Here is an 18,378-nt window from a genome sequence, read left to right as displayed (position 1 = left end):
GGACGACCTGTTCGGCCCGGTCCGAGGCTCCGGCTCCCTACTCCCCCGGCCACTGCGGCGTGCGCCGCTCGTTGAAGGCCGCGACGCCCTCCGCCCGGTCCCCCGAGAACGCCGTGGCCCGCCACGCCGCGTCCTCGACCTCGAGCCCGGCCCGCAGATCCAGCCCCTGCCCGAGCCGCAGCGCCCGCTTCGCCGCGCGGAGCCCCACCGGCGAGTTCCCGGCGATCCGGGCCGCCAGCGCCAGCGCCTCCTCGCGGTCCCGTCTCTCCTCGACCACCTGGTCGACCAGCCCCAGCTCCCCCGCCTCCTCGGCCTCCACCCGCCGCGCGGAGAAGATCAGCTCGGCCGCCCGGGCCGCCCCGACCCGTCGCGGCAGCAACTGCGTCCCCCCGCCCCCGGGGATCACCCCCACCGAGACCTCCGGCAGCCCCACCACGGCCGTCCGGTCCGCCACGATCACGTCACACGCCAGGGCCAGCTCGAATCCGCCGCCGAGCGCGAACCCGTGCACCGCCGCCACCGTCGGCACCGGCAGCTCCAGCACCCCGGTGTACGCCCCCCGCGTCACCGGCCGCTGCCGCAGCAGATCCGCGTCGCTGAACGAGTTCCGCTCCTTCAGGTCGGCCCCCACACAGAAGGCCCGCTCGTGCGTCGAGGTGAGCACGACCGCCCGGACGTCCCGGTCCTCCCCCAGGACCGCGCAGGCCCCGGCGATGGACCGCGCCATCTGGGTCGACACCGCGTTCATGGCCTTGGGCCGGTCGAGGACGAGCTCCGCGACATGCCCCTGCTCGTGCCGCCGCACCAGCACGAACTCCCCGAACCGTTCCTCACTCATGACACCCTCCGGTTAACGCGGGTTAACAAGGTCGACGCCCCGATCATCGCAGCCGCGCCCCACCCGCGAAAGGCCGGACCCATCCGGTTCCCCCTCCACCCCCGCCCACCCGTTCGAGTGACATCACCCCAACTCCGGCCCAACCGCCCATGGGAGCGCATAGCGTGCGTCCGCCACGGCGCACAGGGGGCGCGGGTGCGTCGGGGAGGGACCGTTTCGGGGAGGGGCCGTGATGACGACGAACACGCAGGCGAGGCCGCGAGGAGACATCGGGAGCACCACGGCCTTCCATCGGCGTGAGCCGCCCGTGCCCGTCGAGCCGGACCCGGCCGAGAACGGGCCCTTCACCCCGCGCGTCCGGGGCCGGCACCGCAAGCCCCGTCCCCGCAAGGTCCTGCTCGCCGCCGGCGGCCTCGCCCTCGCCACCGGCGCCCTGAGCCTCCTGCGCCTGGCCTCCGGTCCGGACGCCGACGCCGGTCCGGTCGGGGCCGGGCCCCGCCCGGACCCGGTGTCCACCGCCCCCGATGACGCCACCCACAGCGCCGCGACCTTCCCGGCCGCACCCGAGGCGAGCCCCTCGTCGCCCACGCCCCTGGGCGACCTGACCCCGCCCCCGGCCACCGAGGGGCCCCAGCCTCCTGCCTCCACCCCGACCGGCGCCTCCGTGGGCGCCGCGGTCACCGGCCCCGCACCGACGACCATTCCCGACACGCCGAACACCCGGGGCCCGGCCCCGGCGCCGACGGCGTCGCGGGGCGATGCCCCGCGCCCGGCAGCGACCCCGTCCGTACGGCCGAGCCGGACCGCGCCCGCCCCGGCACCGCCGCCCGAGGCGCCCGCGCAGCCGCGGGACCCGGGCCTGTGCGTGCCGGTCATCGGCCTCTGCGTGGACTCGCCCCTCGGCCACCGGTGACGCCCACGGGCAAGCGGCTACGGCGCGCCGTCCCGCCGGGTGAGCAGCCATGGCTCCACGACGCCCAGCCCACGCACGGGCCGCTGCCACATCGGCTGGAGCCCGAACCGGTACACGGGGGGCTCCTCGCCCTCCTTCTCCGCCGCCGCGGCCTCCTCGGCCGCCTCCGCCTCCGAGGTCGGGGCGTCCTGCGTACGGATCAGCTCCTCGGCGAAGGCGGTGTCGACGAGGACGGCGTCCTTGGGAGCTATCGAGGTGAGGCGGGAGGCCAGGTTCACGGTCGTACCGAACACATCACCCATTCGGGTGGTCACCGTGCCGAACGCCATGCCGACCCGCAGTTCCGGCATCGTCTCGTCGTGCGCCATGGTCTCGATCAGCCGCAGGGCGATCTCGGCGGCCGTGCCCGCGTCGTCGGCGGCGTACAGCACCTCGTCACCGAGGGTCTTGATCAGCCGTCCGCCATTGGCGGCCACGAGGTCGGCGGCCGTGGTCTCGAAGGCCTCGACCAGCTCGCCGAGCTCCTCCTCCTCCATGCGGCGGGTCAGCCGCGTGAATCCGACCAGGTCGGCGAAGCCGACGGCGAGGCGCCGGTCGACCATCTCCTCGTCGTCGGCGGCCTGCACGACCCGTCCGGCCGACGCGGCGAGCTGCCGACGCCAGACGTAGACCAGGAACTCCTCCAGCTCGGGCAGGAGCAGCTCGACGATCGGGTAGGTCACCTCGGTGCGGGTCATGCCGGGCTCGGGTGGCTCGGTCAGCCCCTCCAGGAAGGAGTCGATCTGCCACTCGGCGAGCCGCGCGGTGGTCTGCCCCGTGGACCGGGCCACCTGCACGGCCATCGCCTCGCTCAGCAGCCCCGCCTCGACGAGACCGGCCAGACGCCGCAGCGCGAGGACGTCCGCCTCGGTCAGGGCCTTGGCCTGGCCGATGTCGGCGAAGCCCATGGCCCGCCAGAAGCGGGAGGCCAGCTCCATGGAGACGCCGGCGCTGCGGGCCGCCTGGAACGGGGTGTAGCGGCGCTCGGCGCCCAGGATGAGCCCTTCGAGGCGCAGGGCGAGCGGATCCTCGCCGGAGTCGGCGCCCTGCGCGTCCTCGCCGGAACCCGAGTCGTCGACGGTCACGCGTGTTGCCCTTCCGATCTGTCACGGTCATGTATCGACCGGCCTCAACTCTACGGCAGGTGTGCGCCAGCTCACTCCGTGAGGGCCGCCGGGGGGTGAGGTACCCGGCGTTGCGGGCAACTCGCAGTCTGTGCCGCTGCCCCCAGGGGAATCCGCCCCCTGGACACCCGATCGGCCTGAACGGCCTCGTCCTCAATCGCCGGACGGGCCGGAAGCACCTGGCCCGCGCCCAGCTCGGGCACACTCCCGCTGAGCTGCGAGGGTGCAGGCCGGTGGGGGTGGCCTGGCGGGCGCGGCGGCACTCCGTCCCGCCGTCGCGGGCCCACCCGCCCTCAGCTCACGCCGGTCTCAGGTGCACGATGTCCCCGGCGCCGACCGGCTCCTGCACGCCCTCCGCGGTGGCGAGCACCAACCGCCCGTCCCCGTCCACGGCCACCGCTTCCCCCACGACCGCCCGATCCCCCGGCAGCTCCGCTCGCACCACGCGCCCGAGCGTCGCGCAGCCGGCCGCATAGGCCTCGTGCAACCCGCAGACCCCCGCGTCGCCGTCGGCGGCACGCCACTTGCCGTACCAGTCCTCCAGCGAGCGCAGCGCGCCCCGCAGCAGCGGGTCCCGGTCCGTGCTCACCGCCCCGGCCAGCCCCAGCGACCCCGCCGTCGGCACGGGCAGCTCGTCGTCCTTCAGCGAGACGTTGACGCCGACCCCGATGACCACCCCGCCGTCACCGGCCCGCTCGGCCAGGATCCCGCCGGCCTTGCGTTCGGCTCCCCCCACCGTGACCAGCAGATCGTTCGGCCACTTCAGGGCCGTGTCGACGCCCGCCGCCCGGGACAGCCCCGTCGCCACCGCGACCCCGGTCAGCAGCGGCAACCACCCCCAGCGCGCCACCGGCACCTCGCTCGGCGTGAGCAGGACGGAGAAGAAGAGGCCGGAGCGGGGCGGTGCCGTCCACTGCCGGTCGAGGCGGCCGCGGCCCGCCGTCTGCTCCTCGGCGACCAGCACCGCGCCCTCGGCCACCTCGCCCTTCGCCGCCCGGGCCACCAGATCGGAGTTGGTGGAGCCGGTGCGCTGCACCACGTCCACCTCCGACCACAGCCCTCCCTGGCGTACCAGACCCCGGCGCAGGGCGGTGATGTTGAGGGGCGGACGGTCCAGGTCCGACCACCGGCTTCCGTTCGGCTCTGATGCATCTCGCGGCGTCATGCAAGCCACCCTAGGTGTGGTAAACGCCGCACTGCCGATGCGGAGGCACCCCACTACTCTACGGATGAGTAACCGTCCCCCCTTTTGAGCAGGCAGGGAGCCGCATCCCGATGTCCGAGCCGGAAGAGCAGCAGCAGCCCGACATTCACACGACCGCGGGCAAGCTCGCGGATCTGCAGCGACGCATCGAGGAAGCGACACACGCCGGCTCCGCACGCGCCGTCGAGAAGCAGCACGCCAAGGGCAAGCTGACAGCCCGTGAGCGGATCGAGCTCCTGCTCGACGAGGGCTCGTTCGTCGAACTCGACGAGTTCGCCCGGCACCGCTCCACCAACTTCGGCCTCGACCAGAACCGCCCGTACGGCGACGGGGTCGTCACCGGGTACGGCACCGTCGACGGCCGCCCGGTCGCCGTGTTCTCCCAGGACTTCACCGTCTTCGGCGGTGCCCTCGGCGAGGTGTACGGCCAGAAGATCGTCAAGGTCATGGACTTCGCCCTGAAGACCGGCTGCCCGGTCATCGGCATCAACGACTCCGGGGGCGCCCGCATCCAGGAGGGTGTGGCCTCGCTGGGCGCCTACGGCGAGATCTTCCGCCGCAACACCCACGCCTCCGGCGTGATCCCGCAGATCAGCCTGGTCGTCGGGCCGTGCGCGGGCGGCGCGGTCTACTCCCCGGCCATCACCGACTTCACGGTCATGGTCGACCAGACCTCGCACATGTTCATCACCGGCCCCGACGTCATCAAGACCGTCACCGGCGAGGACGTCGGCTTCGAGGAACTGGGCGGCGCCAGGACCCACAACGCGACCTCCGGAGTCGCCCACCACATGGCGGGCGACGAGAAGGACGCCATCGAGTACATCAAGCAGCTGCTGTCGTACCTGCCGTCCAACAACCTCTCCGAGGCCCCGGTCTTCGCGGAGGAGGCGGACCTGGAGGTCGGCGACGAGGACCGCGAGCTGGACGTGATCGTCCCGGACAGCGCGAACCAGCCGTACGACATGCACACGGTGATCGAGCACGTCCTGGACGACGCCGAGTTCTTCGAGACGCAGCCGCTGTACGCGCCGAACATCGTCACCGGGTTCGGCCGGGTCGAGGGCCACCCGGTGGGCATCGTCGCCAACCAGCCGATGCAGTTCGCCGGCTGCCTGGACATCAAGGCCAGCGAGAAGGCCGCCCGCTTCGTACGGACCTGCGACGCCTTCAACGTCCCGGTGCTCACCTTCGTCGACGTCCCCGGCTTCCTGCCCGGCGTCGACCAGGAGCACGACGGCATCATCCGCCGCGGCGCCAAACTGATCTACGCCTACGCCGAGGCGACCGTCCCGCTCATCACGATCATCACCCGCAAGGCCTTCGGCGGCGCCTACGACGTCATGGGCTCCAAGCACCTGGGCGCCGACCTCAACCTCGCCTGGCCCACCGCGCAGATCGCCGTCATGGGCGCCCAGGGCGCGGTCAACATCCTGCACCGCCGCACCATCGCCGAGGCCGAGGCGGCCGGGGAGGACCTGGAGGCGGTCCGGGCGCGGCTCATCCAGGAGTACGAGGACGCGCTCCTCAACCCCTACGTCGCGGCCGAGCGCGGTTACATCGACGCCGTGATCCTGCCGTCCGAGACCCGCCGGCACGTCGTACGGGGGCTGCGTCAACTGCGGACGAAGCGGGAATCCCTGCCTCCGAAGAAGCACGGCAACATCCCCCTCTAGCCCGCAGCGAGCCCAGGAGGCCCACATGACGATCAAGGTCGTACGGGGCAACCCGACCCCGGAGGAGCTGGCCGCCGCCCTGGCGGTGGTCAGGGCCCGCGCCGCGGCGGCAGCGGCGACGCCGCCCGGCGCGCCGGCCACCCGCGACTCCTGGTCCGACCCGTCCCGCATCGCGGCCCACCGCCTGCCCCAGCCGGGGCCGGCGGCGTGGGGCCGCACCTACTGGCCAGGGTGAGACCGGCCGGGTGAAGCAACGCGGGGCGCCGATTTGAGTACCCCTACTCAGGCGCCCCGCCGGGCCAGGCCGCACGCTGGACTCATGCTGTGGTCCGACCCCGAGAACGAGCCGCCCGAGGAACTGCGCGACACGCAGGACATGCTGCGGCGGCTGAGCGTTCTCCTGGCCCTGGCCATGGTCCTGGCGATGATCGTGATCGGCGTGAGGTGAGACGCCCGGGGTGACGCCGATACGCTGAACGCATGACAGATCAGCCGCGTCGCCGACTCGTCCTCGCCTCCCAGTCCCCCGCCCGGCTCGGACTGCTCCGTCAGGCCGGCCTCGCCCCCGAGGTGATCGTGAGCGGCGTCGACGAGGACGCCGTCACCGCCCCCACCCCCGCCGAGCTCGCGCTGGCCCTGGCCGAGGCGAAGGCCTCCGTCGTGGCGGCCCGGCCGCAGACCAAGGGCGCGCTCGTGATCGGCTGCGACTCGGTGCTCGACCTGGACGGCCAGGCTCTCGGCAAGCCCGCGGACGCCGAGGAGGCCACCGCCCGCTGGAAGGCGATGCGCGGCCGGGCCGGCACCCTGCAGACCGGCCACTGCGTCTACGACACGCTCACCGGCCGCTACGTGTCCGCCACCGCCTCCACGGTCGTCCACTTCGGCGAGCCCACCGACGAGGAGATCGCCGCCTACGTCGCCTCCGGCGAACCCCTCTACGTCGCCGGGGCGTTCACCCTGGACGGCCGCTCGGCCCCGTTCATCGACGGCATCGACGGCGACCACGGCAACGTCATCGGCATCAGCCTGCCCCTGGTCCGGCGGCTGCTGGCCGAACTGGGCGTCGGCATCACGGAGTTGTGGGCGCCGGCGGAGAAGTGACCGGGGACCCGTCGCCGCTCTTGCCGCCCCCGGGCGCGGCGTCGGCGGGCTCGGCCGGGCGGTCGTACGTCATCAGCAGCAGCACGACCAGGGCGAGCACCAGCATCATGGACAAGAAGGCGGGCCAGCCGACGAGGCCCCAGGTGAACGCGCCCAGCACCCCGTGCACGACGGCCGCGCTGATCAGCAGCACCCGCCCGAAGCCCGCCGGGGGCCGGTCCCGCAGCGCCACCAGAAGGGCGACCAGGCCGCACACCGCGAAGTAGAGGCCGAAGACGATCCCGCCGATCTTCGACGACACCGACATCATGTGGGGGTCCAGCCCGGCCAGCGACATGTCCTGACGGTCGACGACGACCCCCAGGAACCAGTTGAGCACCGCGACGCCGATCGCCTCGCAGAACAGCATCGCCGCCACGACCCACGCCACCGGCCTGCGTATCACCGGGCCCACCCTCTTCCCTCTGAAGACATCGCGAACGCTACTAACCGGTAAACCGGGGGACAAGGGTCCGGCAGCGCGCAAAGAATCATTGGGCCATTCGTAGGGACTCGACAAAGAAACCGAGTGGCCCGCAGCACGTGATGACAGAGACCTTGACCACAGGAGACGGCTAGGGTTTCCCGCAGGAGTACTGCGTACCGCGGTGCGACAAGGGATTTCGCGGGTCGAGCGAGCCACGCATCACGCTCCGTGTGGGCAAGCTCACCACTGGGGACGGGTCGTAGTGCCGTGTCGGCAGTCCCTAAACTCGGCTTGTTTCAAGGAGGGAGCCTCAATCGTGCGCAAGGTGCTCATCGCCAACCGTGGCGAAATCGCTGTCCGCGTGGCCCGGGCCTGCCGGGATGCCGGTATCGCGAGCGTGGCCGTCTACGCCGACCCGGACCGGGACGCTCTGCATGTCCGCGCGGCGGATGAGGCGTTCGCCCTGGGCGGTGACACCCCGGGCACCAGCTACCTCGACATCGAGAAGGTGCTCAACGCCGCCCGCGAGTCGGGCGCGGACGCGATCCATCCCGGCTACGGCTTCCTCTCGGAGAACGCCGAGTTCGCGCAGGCGGTCCTGGACGCGGGCCTGATCTGGATCGGCCCGCCGCCGCAGGCGATCCGCGACCTCGGCGACAAGGTCGCCGCCCGGCACATCGCGCAGCGCGCCGGTGCCCCGCTGGTGGCCGGCACGCCCGACCCGGTGTCCGGCGCCGACGAGGTCGTCGCGTTCGCCGAGGAGCACGGCCTGCCGATCGCCATCAAGGCCGCCTTCGGCGGTGGCGGTCGTGGTCTGAAGGTCGCCCGCACCCTCGAAGAGGTACCGGAGCTGTACGACTCGGCGGTCCGCGAGGCCGTCGCCGCGTTCGGCCGGGGCGAGTGCTTCGTCGAGCGGTACCTGGACAAGCCGCGGCACGTGGAGACTCAGTGCCTGGCCGACCAGCACGGCAACGTGGTGGTCGTCTCCACCCGTGACTGCTCCCTCCAGCGCCGGCACCAGAAGCTGGTGGAGGAGGCCCCGGCGCCCTTCCTGTCCGACGCGCAGGTGGAGCAGTTGTACTCGGCCTCCAAGGCGATCCTGAAGGAGGCCGGCTACGTCGGCGCCGGCACGGTCGAGTTCCTCGTCGGCCTCGACGGCACGATCTCCTTCCTGGAGGTCAACACCCGTCTGCAGGTGGAGCACCCGGTCACCGAGGAGGTCGCCGGTATCGACCTCGTGCGCGAGATGTTCCGTATCGCCGACGGCGAGGAGCTCGGCTACGGCGACCCGGAGCTGCGCGGTCACTCCTTCGAGTTCCGCATCAACGGCGAGGACCCGGGCCGCAACTTCCTCCCGGCTCCCGGCACGGTCACGACGTTCGCCCCGCCGTCCGGCCCGGGTGTCCGCCTGGACGCGGGCGTGGAGTCCGGCTCGGTCATCGGCCCGGCGTGGGACTCCCTGCTGGCCAAGCTGATCGTCACCGGCCGCACCCGCAAGGAGGCCCTCCAGCGGGCCGCCCGCGCGCTGGAGGAGTTCCAGGTCGAGGGCATGGCGACGGCGATCCCGTTCCACCGTGCGGTGGTGAGGGACCCGGCGTTCGCGCCCGAGCTCACGGACTCGACCGACCCGTTCACGGTGCACACGCGCTGGATCGAGACGGAGTTCGTCAACGAGATCAAGCCGTTCACCGCACCGGCCGACGCGGAGGCGGACGAGGAGCCGGGCCGCGAGACGGTCGTCGTCGAGGTCGGCGGCAAGCGCCTGGAGGTCTCCCTGCCGTCGTCGCTGGGCATGTCCCTGGCCCGTACGGGTCTCGCGGCGGGCGCCAAGCCGAAGCGCCGCGCGGCGAAGAAGTCGGGCCCCGTGGCGTCCGGTGACACCCTCACCTCCCCGATGCAGGGCACCATCGTCAAGGTCGCCGTGGAGGAGGGCCAGGAGGTCAAGGAGGGCGACCTGATCGTCGTCCTGGAGGCCATGAAGATGGAGCAGCCCCTGAACGCGCACAGGTCGGGCACCATCAAGGGCCTGAGCGCGGAGATCGGCGCGTCGGTGACGTCGGGCGCGGCGATCTGCGAGATCAAGGACTGACGTTCCACCCCTGGCGCGGCGCCCACCCCTCGGGGTGGGTCGGGGCCGCGCCAGGGGGTGTCCGTCCTCGGAACGGCGCGATGGGGTCGGACGCCGACTGACTGTCCGTCGACGCGCCGACCGCTGCGGGCGGACACCCCCCGACACGGCCCCTCGCGTCGTCCGGCGGGTGCGGATCGCCCGGGCTGCGGGCCATCGTGCCGCCAAGGGCAGCCGGACGGGGCCCAGGCGGCACCCCGGTCCCCGCAGCCTGCGGGCATGCGTACCGCCTGGGGTGGCGCGGGCGGCATCCCGTTCCGCTGGGCTGCGGAACCACCCGGCCCAGCGGCAGCGCAGGGGCCTGAAAAAGCAACCCGCGGCTCAATCCACCGTCGGCGTCAACGCCGCCGCATGTCAGCCACCCGTGCCCGCTCCGCCCCGGGCCCCTGTTCACCCAGTATCGAGGCGGACCGCAGCTGGCCCCCGGCTCCCGGCACCTGCCGTCGAGGCCCGGGCAACGGCACGTCCCGGCGCTGCTGGCGCGCCGGGAGGGAATCACCCCCCGGGCCCCCCGCCCCCGCTCCGGCAGAGCCCCCTTGCCCCCCGGCGACGGTGATCTGCACGCCCTGGTCGGCGAGCGCCTGGAGTTCCGTGGCGGCACGGTCGTCATGCGCGGGCGGCTCGTCCGTGACGAGGCGGGTGATGAGATCCGTCGGCACGGTCTGGAACATGGTGTCGGTGCCGAGCTTCGTGTGGTCGGCGAGCACGACGACCTCCGCCGCGGCCTGCACCAGCGCCCGGTCGACGGACGCCGACAGCATGTTGGACGTGGACAGCCCGCGTTCGGCGGTCAGCCCGCTTCCGGACAGGAACGCCCGGGACACCCGCAGCCCGTGCAGGGACTGCTCCGCACCACTCCCGACCAGGGCGTAGTTCGAACCGCGGAGCGTACCGCCGGTCATCACGACCTCGACCCGGTTGGCATGGGCCAACGCCTGGGCGACGAGGAGGGAGTTGGTGACGACGGTGAGCCCGGGCACCCGGGCGAGCCGGCGGGCCAGCTCCTGGGTCGTCGTACCCGCCCCGACCACGATCGCCTCCCCCTCTTCCACGAGATTCGCGGCGAGGTCGGCGATGGCGGTCTTCTCGGCGGTCGCGAGATGAGACTTCTGCGGAAAGCCGGACTCTCGCGTGAAACCGCCCGGCAGTACCGCACCGCCGTGCCGGCGGTCGAGGAGTCCTTCTGCCTCCAGCGCGCGCACGTCCCGCCGTACGGTCACTTCGGAGGTCTGGACGACGCGGGCGAGCTCACGGAGCGACACGGCCCCGTTCGCTCGCACCATTTCGAGGATCAATTGGCGACGTTCTGCAGCGAACACGAAACTGACAGTAACGCCAGCGACCGTCTGCTTTCAGCAGTTTGCGCTGAATAGCAGAAGATGTTCGCACCGAGCAGCGGGGAGTGGTATAGAGCCTTAGTCCCGCCGCCTATGCCGTACGCATGGTCGAACACTCCCCGTGACCAGGGAGGAGCCGGTTTCGGCCTCAGCCCTCGCCGCTCTCCTTGCGGGTGTGCAACTGCCGGGCCACCTCGGCGATCGAGCCCGACAGGGAGGGGTAGACGGTGAAGGCCTTCGCGATCTGTTCGACTGTCAGATTGTTGTCGACCGCGATCGAGATGGGGTGGATCAGTTCCGAGGCACGCGGCGCCACGACGACACCGCCCACCACGATGCCCGTGCCGGGCCGGCAGAAGATCTTGACGAAGCCGTCGCGGATGCCCTGCATCTTCGCGCGCGGGTTGCGCAGCAGCGGCAGCTTCACGGACCGGGCGTCGATCTTCCCGCCGTCGACGTCGGCCTGGGTGTAGCCGACGGTGGCGATCTCCGGGTCGGTGAAGACGTTCGACGACACCGTCTTGAGGTTCAGCGGGGCCACGGCGTCGCCCAGGAAGTGGTACATGGCGATGCGGCCCTGCATGGCGGCCACGGAGGCGAGGGCGAACACGCCGGTCACGTCACCGGCCGCGTACACGCCCGGAGCGGTCGTGCGCGAGACCTTGTCGGTCCAGATGTGACCGGACTCGCGCAGCCGGACCCCGGCCTCCTCCAGCCCCATGCCCGCGGTGTTGGGCACCGCTCCGACGGCCATGAGGCAGTGCGACCCGGTGATGACCCGCCCGTCGGAGAGGGTCACCTCGACCCGGTCCCCCACCCGCTTGGCGGACTGCGCCCGGGTGCGCCCCATGACGTTCATGCCACGCCGCCGGAAGACGTCCTCCAGCACGGCGGCGGCGTCCGGGTCCTCGCCCGGCAGCACGCGGTCGCGCGACGACACCAGCGTCACCCTCGACCCCAGCGCCTGGTAGGCACCGGCGAACTCGGCACCCGTCACACCCGACCCGACCACGATCAGCTCCTCCGGGAGCTCGTCGAGGTCGTACACCTGGGTCCAGTTCAGGATCCGCTCACCGTCGGGCAGGGCGTCGGGCAGCTCACGGGGGTGTCCGCCGGTGGCGATGAGCACGGCGTCAGCCGTCAGCGTCTCCTCGCTCCCGTCGGCGGTGCGCACCACGACCTTGCGCGACCCGTCGAGCGCCTGCATGCCCTCCAACCGCCCGCGCCCGCGCATGACACGCGCCCCCGCACGGGTCACGGAGGCGGTGATGTCGTGCGACTGGGCGAGCGCCAGCCGCTTCACACGCCGGTTGACCTTGCCCAGGTCCACGCCCACCACCCGGGCGGCCTGCTCGATGTGCGGGGTGTCGTCGGCCACGATGATCCCCAGCTCCTCGTAGGAGGAGTCGAAGGTGGTCATCACCTCGGCCGTGGCGATCAGGGTCTTCGACGGCACGCAGTCGGTGAGCACCGACGCCCCGCCCAGACCGTCGCAGTCCACGACGGTCACCTCCGCGCCGAGTTGAGCGGCCACCAGGGCCGCTTCGTATCCGCCGGGTCCGCCACCGATGATCACGATCCGAGTCACGTACTCCATTGTCCCGCACCGCTCGCGGTGCCACCGCCCCGGGGCCCCGCCGCTGCGCCGGTTGTTACGACAGTGACGCCGGGGTCGCCTGCCGTACCCTTCCCCCATGTCGCTCTACGCCGCGTACGCCGGCAACCTCGACGCGCGGCTGATGTCCCGCCGCGCCCCGCACTCGCCACTGCGCGCCACCGGCTGGCTGAACGGATGGCGGCTGACCTTCGGCGGCGAGCACATGGGCTGGGAGGGCGCGCTGCCCACGATCGTGGAGGACCCGTTCTCCCAGGTCTTCGTCTCCCTGTACGACATCGCCCCGATGGACGAGGAGTCCCTCGACCGCTGGGAGGGCGTGGGCCTCGACATCTACCGCCGTACGCGCGTACGGGTCCACACCCTGGACGGTGAGGAATCGGCCTGGGCCTTCACCCTGAACGCCTACGAGGGCGGCCTGCCCTCCGCCCGCTACCTGGGCGAGATCGCCGACGCCGCCGAGTCGGCCGGCGCCCCGCACGACTACGTGATGGAGCTCCGCAAGCGCCCCTGCTGACGGCCGCCCGTCCACTCCCCTTCGTCGGAAACGACAAGACAACGATCGCCACCCCGTGAGCTCTGCCATCTACGCGCGTAGGCTTTCACCGGCTACCCTCTTCGGCGTGAACGCATCTCTTCTTCCGGACGACATCCAGGGCGACCCCCACGCCGCCGCCGACGCCGCCGCGGCCCGCCTGCGCGAACTGACGGGCGCCGAGACCCACGACGTCGCCCTCGTGATGGGCTCCGGCTGGGCCCCGGCCGTGGACGCGCTGGGCGCCCCCGAGGCCGAGTTCCAGGTCACCGAGCTCCCCGGTTTCCCGCCGCCGGCGGTGGAGGGCCACGGTGGCAAGATCCGCTCGTACCGGATCGGCGACAAGCGCGCCCTGGTCTTCCTGGGCCGTACGCACTACTACGAGGGCCGCGGGGTGGCAGCGGTCGCCCACGGCGTCCGTACCGCGGTCTCGGCCGGCTGCAAGACGGTCGTCCTCACCAACGGCTGCGGCGGCCTGCGCGAGGGCATGCGCCCCGGCCAGCCGGTCCTCATCAGTGACCACATCAACCTCACCGCCACCTCCCCCATCATCGGCGCGAACTTCGTCGACCTGACCGACCTGTACTCCCCGCGCCTGCGGGCCCTGTGCAAGGAGGTCGACGCCACCCTGGAGGAGGGCGTCTACGCCCAGTTCCCCGGCCCGCACTACGAGACCCCGGCCGAGATCCGCATGGCCCGCGTCATCGGTGCGGACCTGGTGGGCATGTCGACGGTCCTGGAGGCGATCGCCGCGCGCGAGGCGGGCGCCGAGGTCCTGGGCATCTCCCTGGTCACGAACCTCGCCGCGGGCATGACGGGCGAGCCCCTGAACCACGAAGAGGTCCTCCAGGCGGGCCGCGACTCCGCGACGCGGATGGGTTCCCTGCTGACGCAGGTCCTGGGCCGCCTGTAAGCACCGGGCATCGCTGCTCAGGCGGGGTGCCGCTGCGCCCACCCTCCCCAGCGGCACGCATGCCCAGCGGGGGGCAGCCCGCAACGGGACGGGCGCACGCCACAACGCTCCCGCACGCGCCGTCGTACGCGAGGGGCCGTGTCGGGGGGTGTCCGCCCGCAGCGGTTGGCGCGTCAACGGACGGTTGGTCGGTATCCGACCCCATCGCGCCGTTCCGAGGACGGACACCCCCCGGCGCGGCCCCGACCCACCGAACCCGGGCAGGCGGCCCCGCGCACCCCCACGGCCCCGCACAGGCCGCCGCAGGCACCCCGGCACCACCCACAACCGAGAGGCTGACACCGACCGTGCACGACGAACTCATCGCACAGGCCCAGGCGTGGCTCACCGAGGACCCCGACGCGGAGACCCGCACCGAGCTCGCCCGCCTCATCGACGCCGGAGACCGCACGGAACTCGCCGCGCGCTTCGGCGGCACCCTCCAGTTCGGCACCGCCGGCCTGCGCGGTGAACTCGGCGCCGGCCCCATGCGCATGAACCGCTCGGTCGTCATCCGCGCCGCCGCGGGCCTCGCCGCCTACCTCAAGAAGCAGGGGCACGACAGCGGCCTCGTCGTCATCGGCTACGACGCCCGCCACAAGTCGCACGACTTCGCCCAGGACACCGCCGCCGTCATGACCGGCGCCGGCCTGCGCGCGGCGATCCTCCCCCGCCCCCTGCCCACCCCCGTCCTCGCCTTCGCGATAAGGCACCTCGGCGCGGTCGCGGGCGTGGAGGTCACGGCCAGCCACAACCCGCCCCGCGACAACGGCTACAAGGTCTACCTCGGCGACGGTTCCCAGATCGTCCCCCCGGCGGACGTCGAGATCGCACAAGAGATCGCCGCCGTCCCGTCCCTCACCACCGTCCGGCGCCCCACCGAAGGCTGGGACATCCTCGACGACAGCGTCCTCGACGCCTACCTCGCCCGCACGGACGCCGTCCTGTCCGAGGACTCCCCCCGCACCGCCCGCACGGTGTACACGGCGATGCACGGCGTCGGCAAGGACGTCCTCCTGGCCGCCTTCGCCCGCGCCGGCTTCCCGGAACCGGTCCTCGTCACCGAGCAGGCCGAGCCCGACCCGGACTTCCCGACCGTCGCGTTCCCCAACCCGGAGGAGCCCGGCGCGATGGACCTGGCCTTCGCCACGGCACGCGCCGCCGCAACCGCCCCGGACCTGATCATCGCCAACGACCCGGACGCGGACCGCTGCGCCGTCGCCGTGCGGGACGGCACCGACTGGCGCATGCTGCGCGGCGACGAGGTCGGCGCCCTGCTCGCCGCCCACCTGGTCCGCCGCGGAGCGACCGGCACGTTCGCGGAGTCGATCGTCTCGTCGTCCCTCCTCGGCCGGATCGCCGAGAAGGCGGGACTCCCCCACGTCGAGACCCTCACCGGCTTCAAGTGGATCGCCCGCGCCGAGGGCCTGCGCTTCGGCTACGAGGAGGCCCTCGGCTACTGCGTCGACCCCGACGGCGTGCGCGACAAGGACGGCATCACGGCCGCGCTGCTGATCACGGAACTGGCCTCCCGGCTCAAGGAGGAGGGCCGTACGCTCCTCGACCTGCTGGACGACCTGGCGGTGGAGCACGGCCTGCACGCGACGGACCAGCTCTCGGCCCGCGTGGAGGATCTCTCCCTCATCGCCGCCGCGATGCGCCGCCTGCGCGAACAGCCCCCGACGGAACTGGCCGGCCTGCCGGTCACCCGCACCGACGACCTCACCCGGGGCACGGCCGATCTCCCGCCCACGGACGGTCTGCGGTACACCCTCGACGGCGCCCGGGTGATCGTCCGCCCGAGCGGCACGGAGCCGAAGCTGAAGTGCTACCTGGAGGTCGTGATCCCGGTCGGGTCCCACGAGGATCTTCCCGCGGCCCGCGCGAAGGCGACGGCGCTGCTGGAGTCGATCAAGCGCGACCTGTCGGCGGCGGCGGGCATCTGAGGCCGAGGCCCCGCACCACCGCCCCCTGCCGACGACTCAGGAACTCTTCCGGGCGGCTTCCCGCCGCTGCCGCTTGCCGAGAGGCGCCTGGGAGAGGTCCTCGGCGGCCGACCTGAGATTCTTGTAGCCGTACCCGCGCTGCTCCAGCCACGCCCGCGCCGACTCCTCGGCCCGCTCGGTGGCCTCCAGGATGTCCTCCTCGGCCTCCCCGGAGTCCAGGAACCGGAAGGTGAAGGCGGGCCGCACGGCAACGTCGTACGTGAGGGTCCCCTCCGGGGTGAAGGCGGCGCGCAACACGTCGTGCTCCGCGGCCCGCTCCAGCAACTCGGTCCGCTGCTCGGCGCTCAGCCCGTCGAAGACGCCCCGGACGGTGACACGAAAGGTACGGCTGCTCATCCCCCGAACCTAGGCGCGCGCCCCCTCGAACAGCCACCGGATTTTCCGCCCCGCCCCGAGAGGCCGGGACCCGCACCCCGGACCGAGAAGCTGCGGCCCACCCGGACCGAGAGGCCGCAGCCCGCACCCGGACCAGAAAGCCGGAGCCCCACCCCAGACCCAGAGGCCGAAGCCACGGCCCACGGCGTCGGACCCCGCCCCAGGGCCTCGGCGTCGGCCCCCGCCCACGGCGACGGGCCCCGACCCAAGGCCCCCACCCAAGGCCCCCACCCAAGGCCTCGGGCCACGGCGTCGGTCCCCGGCCCCGTCAGCCCGCCGCCCCGTCAGCCCGCCGCCACCAGGATCAGCACCAGCACAGCCCCCACGACCGTCGGCGCCAGCACCTCGTAGGCCCACCGCACGGTCACCTCGCCCCGCGCCGACTCCGCCTCGTGCCGCGCCTCGCGCAGCGCCCGCAGTTCGTCCATGATCCGGTCGGTCTCCGCCCGGACGGGCCCGTCCGAGATCGGCTCCCGGCTCAGGCCCTGCCCGAGCCCCGCGGTCATCCCGAGCGCGCTGCCGCGGCTCTCGTCCCGCCCCGTCTCACGCCCCATCTCCCGCCGCGCCTGCGCCGTCGCGCGCATCTCGCGCCGCGCGGCCTTCTTGCGCGCACGCAGCGAGACCGGCACGGCCCACAGCTGGTACTTCGCACCGGACTCGGTGAGGACCTCGTTCGAGTACGACGAGCGCAGCGAGGCGACCTGCCCCCAGGGCAGGACGACGACGCGGAAGGGGTTGCGGATCCGCAGTCGGTCGTCGCCCGCGTACACCGCGGGCCGCAGGGTGAAGGCGACGACCAGCGGCACGACGAGCAGCAGCACGGCGAGCGCCAGCCACGGTGTGCGCCCGTCCCCGGAGAGCACCGCGTCGATACCGAGCCACCCGGCGATGGCGAGCAGCATCACACCGCCCGCGATGGCCGGGACAGACCGGTACACCCGGTCCGGGGACTCGGGCTCCGGAGGCTGCGGCGCGGGCGACTGGGGCTCGGGGCTCGTCATGTCTCGATTCTGCCGGACCGGTCCCGCCGGTCCGTCATCCGCCCGGACAAACCGGAGGGCTGTACAGCCGCTACGCGCGTAGATATGCTCGTCTGGTGACCATGCCCAGTTCTGCACTCACCGCAGCTCACCCCCTCAAGGACGTCGCCGCGTCCGACAGCGCGCTGCGCCGCTTCCTCCACGGGCTCCCCGGCGTCGACGCGGTCGGGCTCGAAGGCCGTGCGGCCTCCCTCGGCACGCGTTCGATCAAGACGACCGCGAAGGCGTTCGCCATCGACCTGGCCATCTCGATGGTCGACCTGACGACGCTGGAAGGCGCGGACACCCCGGGCAAGGTCCGGGCGCTCGGCGCGAAGGCGGTCAAGCCCGACCCGACGGACCGTACGGCACCCGCCACCGCGGCGGTGTGCGTCTACCCCGACATGGTGGCCGTGGCCAAGGAGGCCGTCGCCGGCTCCGGCGTGAAGGTCGCCTCGGTGGCCACGGCGTTCCCGGCGGGCCGCGCCGCGCTCGACGTCAAGCTGGCCGACGTGCGCGACGCCGTCGCCGCCGGCGCGGACGAGATCGACATGGTCATCGACCGCGGGGCGTTCCTCTCGGGTCGATACCTGAAGGTGTACGACGAGATCACCGCCGTGAAGGAGGCCTGCGGGACCTCCGCGCGCCTGAAGGTCATCTTCGAGACGGGCGAGCTCTCGACGTACGACAACATCCGCCGCGCGAGCTGGCTCGGGATGCTGGCGGGCGCGGACTTCATCAAGACGTCCACCGGCAAGGTCGCCGTCAACGCGACCCCGGCGAACACCCTGCTCATGCTGGAGGCGGTGCGCGACTTCCGTGCGCAGACCGGCATCCAGGTCGGTGTGAAGCCGGCCGGCGGCATCCGGACCTCCAAGGACGCCATCAAGTTCCTCGTGCTGGTCAACGAGACCGCCGGCGAGGACTGGCTGGACAACCACTGGTTCCGCTTCGGCGCCTCCTCGCTGCTGAACGACCTGCTGATGCAGCGCCAGAAGCTGGCCACCGGCCGCTACTCCGGCCCCGACTACGTGACGGTGGACTGATCAC

18 protein-coding genes are annotated in these 18,378 nt (G+C 72.6%); 10 read left to right on the top strand and 8 right to left on the bottom strand.

Annotated features, from left to right (window positions below; translation table 11 throughout):
- Positions 1-37: 37 nt before the first annotated feature.
- Positions 38-838: an enoyl-CoA hydratase/isomerase family protein gene (locus tag QNO09_RS08100; RefSeq protein WP_283969373.1), complete on the bottom strand. Its 801-nt coding sequence runs from the start codon at positions 836-838 to the stop codon at positions 38-40.
- Between the two features lie 232 nt (positions 839-1,070).
- On the opposite strand from QNO09_RS08100, the gene QNO09_RS08095 reads away from it, so the two are divergent.
- Positions 1,071-1,751 carry a hypothetical protein gene (locus QNO09_RS08095; RefSeq protein ID WP_283969372.1) on the top strand — a complete coding sequence of 227 codons (681 nt, stop codon included), beginning with the start codon at positions 1,071-1,073 and terminating at the stop codon, positions 1,749-1,751.
- Between the two features lie 17 nt (positions 1,752-1,768).
- Here QNO09_RS08095 and QNO09_RS08090 read toward each other — a convergent pair whose 3' ends face one another.
- Together QNO09_RS08090 and QNO09_RS08085 are read right to left on the bottom strand one after the other, a co-directional pair.
- Positions 1,769-2,875: an adenylate/guanylate cyclase domain-containing protein gene (locus QNO09_RS08090; RefSeq protein ID WP_283969371.1), complete on the bottom strand. Its 1,107-nt coding sequence runs from the start codon at positions 2,873-2,875 to the stop codon at positions 1,769-1,771.
- A gap of 337 nt (positions 2,876-3,212) precedes the next feature.
- Positions 3,213-4,079: a biotin--[acetyl-CoA-carboxylase] ligase gene (locus QNO09_RS08085; protein WP_283969370.1), complete on the bottom strand. Its 867-nt coding sequence runs from the start codon at positions 4,077-4,079 to the stop codon at positions 3,213-3,215.
- Between the two features lie 110 nt (positions 4,080-4,189).
- Between QNO09_RS08085 and QNO09_RS08080 the strand changes: the two genes are divergently transcribed.
- The 4 genes from QNO09_RS08080 (at position 4,190) to QNO09_RS08065 (ending at position 6,895) form a co-directional block, all read left to right on the top strand.
- Positions 4,190-5,794, top strand: coding sequence for an acyl-CoA carboxylase subunit beta (locus QNO09_RS08080; protein ID WP_283969369.1), 1,605 nt, complete (start codon positions 4,190-4,192; stop codon positions 5,792-5,794).
- A 25-nt stretch (positions 5,795-5,819) separates the two neighbouring features.
- Entirely contained in the window at positions 5,820-6,029 is a 210-nt protein-coding gene (locus QNO09_RS08075) for an acyl-CoA carboxylase epsilon subunit (protein ID WP_031132777.1), read from the top strand.
- An 84-nt stretch (positions 6,030-6,113) separates the two neighbouring features.
- Positions 6,114-6,242, top strand: coding sequence for a morphogenic membrane protein MmpB (gene mmpB / locus QNO09_RS08070; RefSeq protein WP_107062905.1), 129 nt, complete (start codon positions 6,114-6,116; stop codon positions 6,240-6,242).
- A gap of 32 nt (positions 6,243-6,274) precedes the next feature.
- Entirely contained in the window at positions 6,275-6,895 is a 621-nt protein-coding gene (locus QNO09_RS08065) for a Maf family protein (RefSeq protein WP_283969368.1), read from the top strand.
- Here QNO09_RS08065 and QNO09_RS08060 read toward each other — a convergent pair.
- Positions 6,864-7,304 carry a hypothetical protein gene (locus tag QNO09_RS08060; RefSeq protein WP_283969508.1) on the bottom strand — a complete coding sequence of 147 codons (441 nt, stop codon included), beginning with the start codon at positions 7,302-7,304 and terminating at the stop codon, positions 6,864-6,866. The genes QNO09_RS08065 and QNO09_RS08060 overlap by 32 nt on opposite strands.
- A gap of 373 nt (positions 7,305-7,677) precedes the next feature.
- On the opposite strand from QNO09_RS08060, the gene QNO09_RS08055 reads away from it, so the two are divergent.
- Positions 7,678-9,450, top strand: coding sequence for an acetyl/propionyl/methylcrotonyl-CoA carboxylase subunit alpha (locus tag QNO09_RS08055; protein ID WP_283969367.1), 1,773 nt, complete (start codon positions 7,678-7,680; stop codon positions 9,448-9,450).
- Between the two features lie 377 nt (positions 9,451-9,827).
- Here the strand turns inward: QNO09_RS08055 and QNO09_RS08050 are convergent, their stop codons facing one another.
- Both QNO09_RS08050 and QNO09_RS08045 read right to left on the bottom strand, forming a co-directional pair.
- The gene (locus tag QNO09_RS08050) at positions 9,828-10,808 is read right to left on the bottom strand and encodes a DeoR/GlpR family DNA-binding transcription regulator (RefSeq protein ID WP_283969366.1); all 981 of its coding nucleotides are present in this window, start codon (positions 10,806-10,808) and stop codon (positions 9,828-9,830) included.
- 166 nt (positions 10,809-10,974) lie between these two features.
- On the bottom strand, positions 10,975-12,423 hold the full coding sequence (locus QNO09_RS08045; RefSeq protein ID WP_283969365.1) for an NAD(P)H-quinone dehydrogenase: 1,449 nt from the start codon (positions 12,421-12,423) through the stop codon (positions 10,975-10,977).
- A 97-nt stretch (positions 12,424-12,520) separates the two neighbouring features.
- On the opposite strand from QNO09_RS08045, the gene QNO09_RS08040 reads away from it, so the two are divergent.
- The 3 genes from QNO09_RS08040 (at position 12,521) to QNO09_RS08030 (ending at position 15,874) form a co-directional block, all read left to right on the top strand.
- On the top strand, positions 12,521-12,958 hold the full coding sequence (locus tag QNO09_RS08040; protein ID WP_283969364.1) for a gamma-glutamylcyclotransferase family protein: 438 nt from the start codon (positions 12,521-12,523) through the stop codon (positions 12,956-12,958).
- Between the two features lie 106 nt (positions 12,959-13,064).
- Positions 13,065-13,889 carry a purine-nucleoside phosphorylase gene (locus QNO09_RS08035; protein WP_102913636.1) on the top strand — a complete coding sequence of 275 codons (825 nt, stop codon included), beginning with the start codon at positions 13,065-13,067 and terminating at the stop codon, positions 13,887-13,889.
- 347 nt (positions 13,890-14,236) lie between these two features.
- Positions 14,237-15,874 (top strand): phospho-sugar mutase, encoded by a 1,638-nt coding sequence (locus QNO09_RS08030; protein WP_283969363.1) that lies wholly within the window; start codon positions 14,237-14,239, stop codon positions 15,872-15,874.
- Between the two features lie 36 nt (positions 15,875-15,910).
- Here the strand turns inward: QNO09_RS08030 and QNO09_RS08025 are convergent, their stop codons facing one another.
- On the bottom strand, positions 15,911-16,270 hold the full coding sequence (locus QNO09_RS08025; RefSeq protein ID WP_283969362.1) for a DUF6204 family protein: 360 nt from the start codon (positions 16,268-16,270) through the stop codon (positions 15,911-15,913).
- Positions 16,271-16,593: 323 nt separating this feature from the next.
- Positions 16,594-17,310 carry a PH domain-containing protein gene (locus QNO09_RS08020; RefSeq protein ID WP_283969361.1) on the bottom strand — a complete coding sequence of 239 codons (717 nt, stop codon included), beginning with the start codon at positions 17,308-17,310 and terminating at the stop codon, positions 16,594-16,596.
- A gap of 101 nt (positions 17,311-17,411) precedes the next feature.
- Here QNO09_RS08020 and deoC point away from each other — a divergent pair, with 101 nt between their 5' ends.
- The gene (gene deoC / locus QNO09_RS08015) at positions 17,412-18,374 is read left to right on the top strand and encodes a deoxyribose-phosphate aldolase (RefSeq protein WP_283969360.1); all 963 of its coding nucleotides are present in this window, start codon (positions 17,412-17,414) and stop codon (positions 18,372-18,374) included.
- The last annotated feature ends 4 nt before the right edge of the window (positions 18,375-18,378 follow it).

The organism is Streptomyces sp. 378, assembly GCF_030124145.1.
Classification (GTDB): domain Bacteria; phylum Actinomycetota; class Actinomycetes; order Streptomycetales; family Streptomycetaceae; genus Streptomyces.
This window is presented reverse-complemented; position numbering and strand designations above follow the sequence as displayed.

Coding starts and splice junctions, on each gene's coding strand:
- QNO09_RS08100 (WP_283969373.1), bottom strand. CDS start 838: ATGAGTGAGGAACGGTTCGGGGAGTTCGTGCTGGTGCGGCGGCACGAG.
- QNO09_RS08095 (WP_283969372.1), top strand. CDS start 1,071: ATGACGACGAACACGCAGGCGAGGCCGCGAGGAGACATCGGGAGCACC.
- QNO09_RS08085 (WP_283969370.1), bottom strand. CDS start 4,079: ATGACGCCGCGAGATGCATCAGAGCCGAACGGAAGCCGGTGGTCGGAC.
- QNO09_RS08080 (WP_283969369.1), top strand. CDS start 4,190: ATGTCCGAGCCGGAAGAGCAGCAGCAGCCCGACATTCACACGACCGCG.
- QNO09_RS08075 (WP_031132777.1), top strand. CDS start 5,820: ATGACGATCAAGGTCGTACGGGGCAACCCGACCCCGGAGGAGCTGGCC.
- mmpB (WP_107062905.1), top strand. CDS start 6,114: ATGCTGTGGTCCGACCCCGAGAACGAGCCGCCCGAGGAACTGCGCGAC.
- QNO09_RS08065 (WP_283969368.1), top strand. CDS start 6,275: ATGACAGATCAGCCGCGTCGCCGACTCGTCCTCGCCTCCCAGTCCCCC.
- QNO09_RS08060 (WP_283969508.1), bottom strand. CDS start 7,304: ATGCTGTTCTGCGAGGCGATCGGCGTCGCGGTGCTCAACTGGTTCCTG.
- QNO09_RS08045 (WP_283969365.1), bottom strand. CDS start 12,423: ATGGAGTACGTGACTCGGATCGTGATCATCGGTGGCGGACCCGGCGGA.
- QNO09_RS08040 (WP_283969364.1), top strand. CDS start 12,521: ATGTCGCTCTACGCCGCGTACGCCGGCAACCTCGACGCGCGGCTGATG.
- QNO09_RS08025 (WP_283969362.1), bottom strand. CDS start 16,270: ATGAGCAGCCGTACCTTTCGTGTCACCGTCCGGGGCGTCTTCGACGGG.
- QNO09_RS08020 (WP_283969361.1), bottom strand. CDS start 17,310: ATGACGAGCCCCGAGCCCCAGTCGCCCGCGCCGCAGCCTCCGGAGCCC.
- deoC (WP_283969360.1), top strand. CDS start 17,412: ATGCCCAGTTCTGCACTCACCGCAGCTCACCCCCTCAAGGACGTCGCC.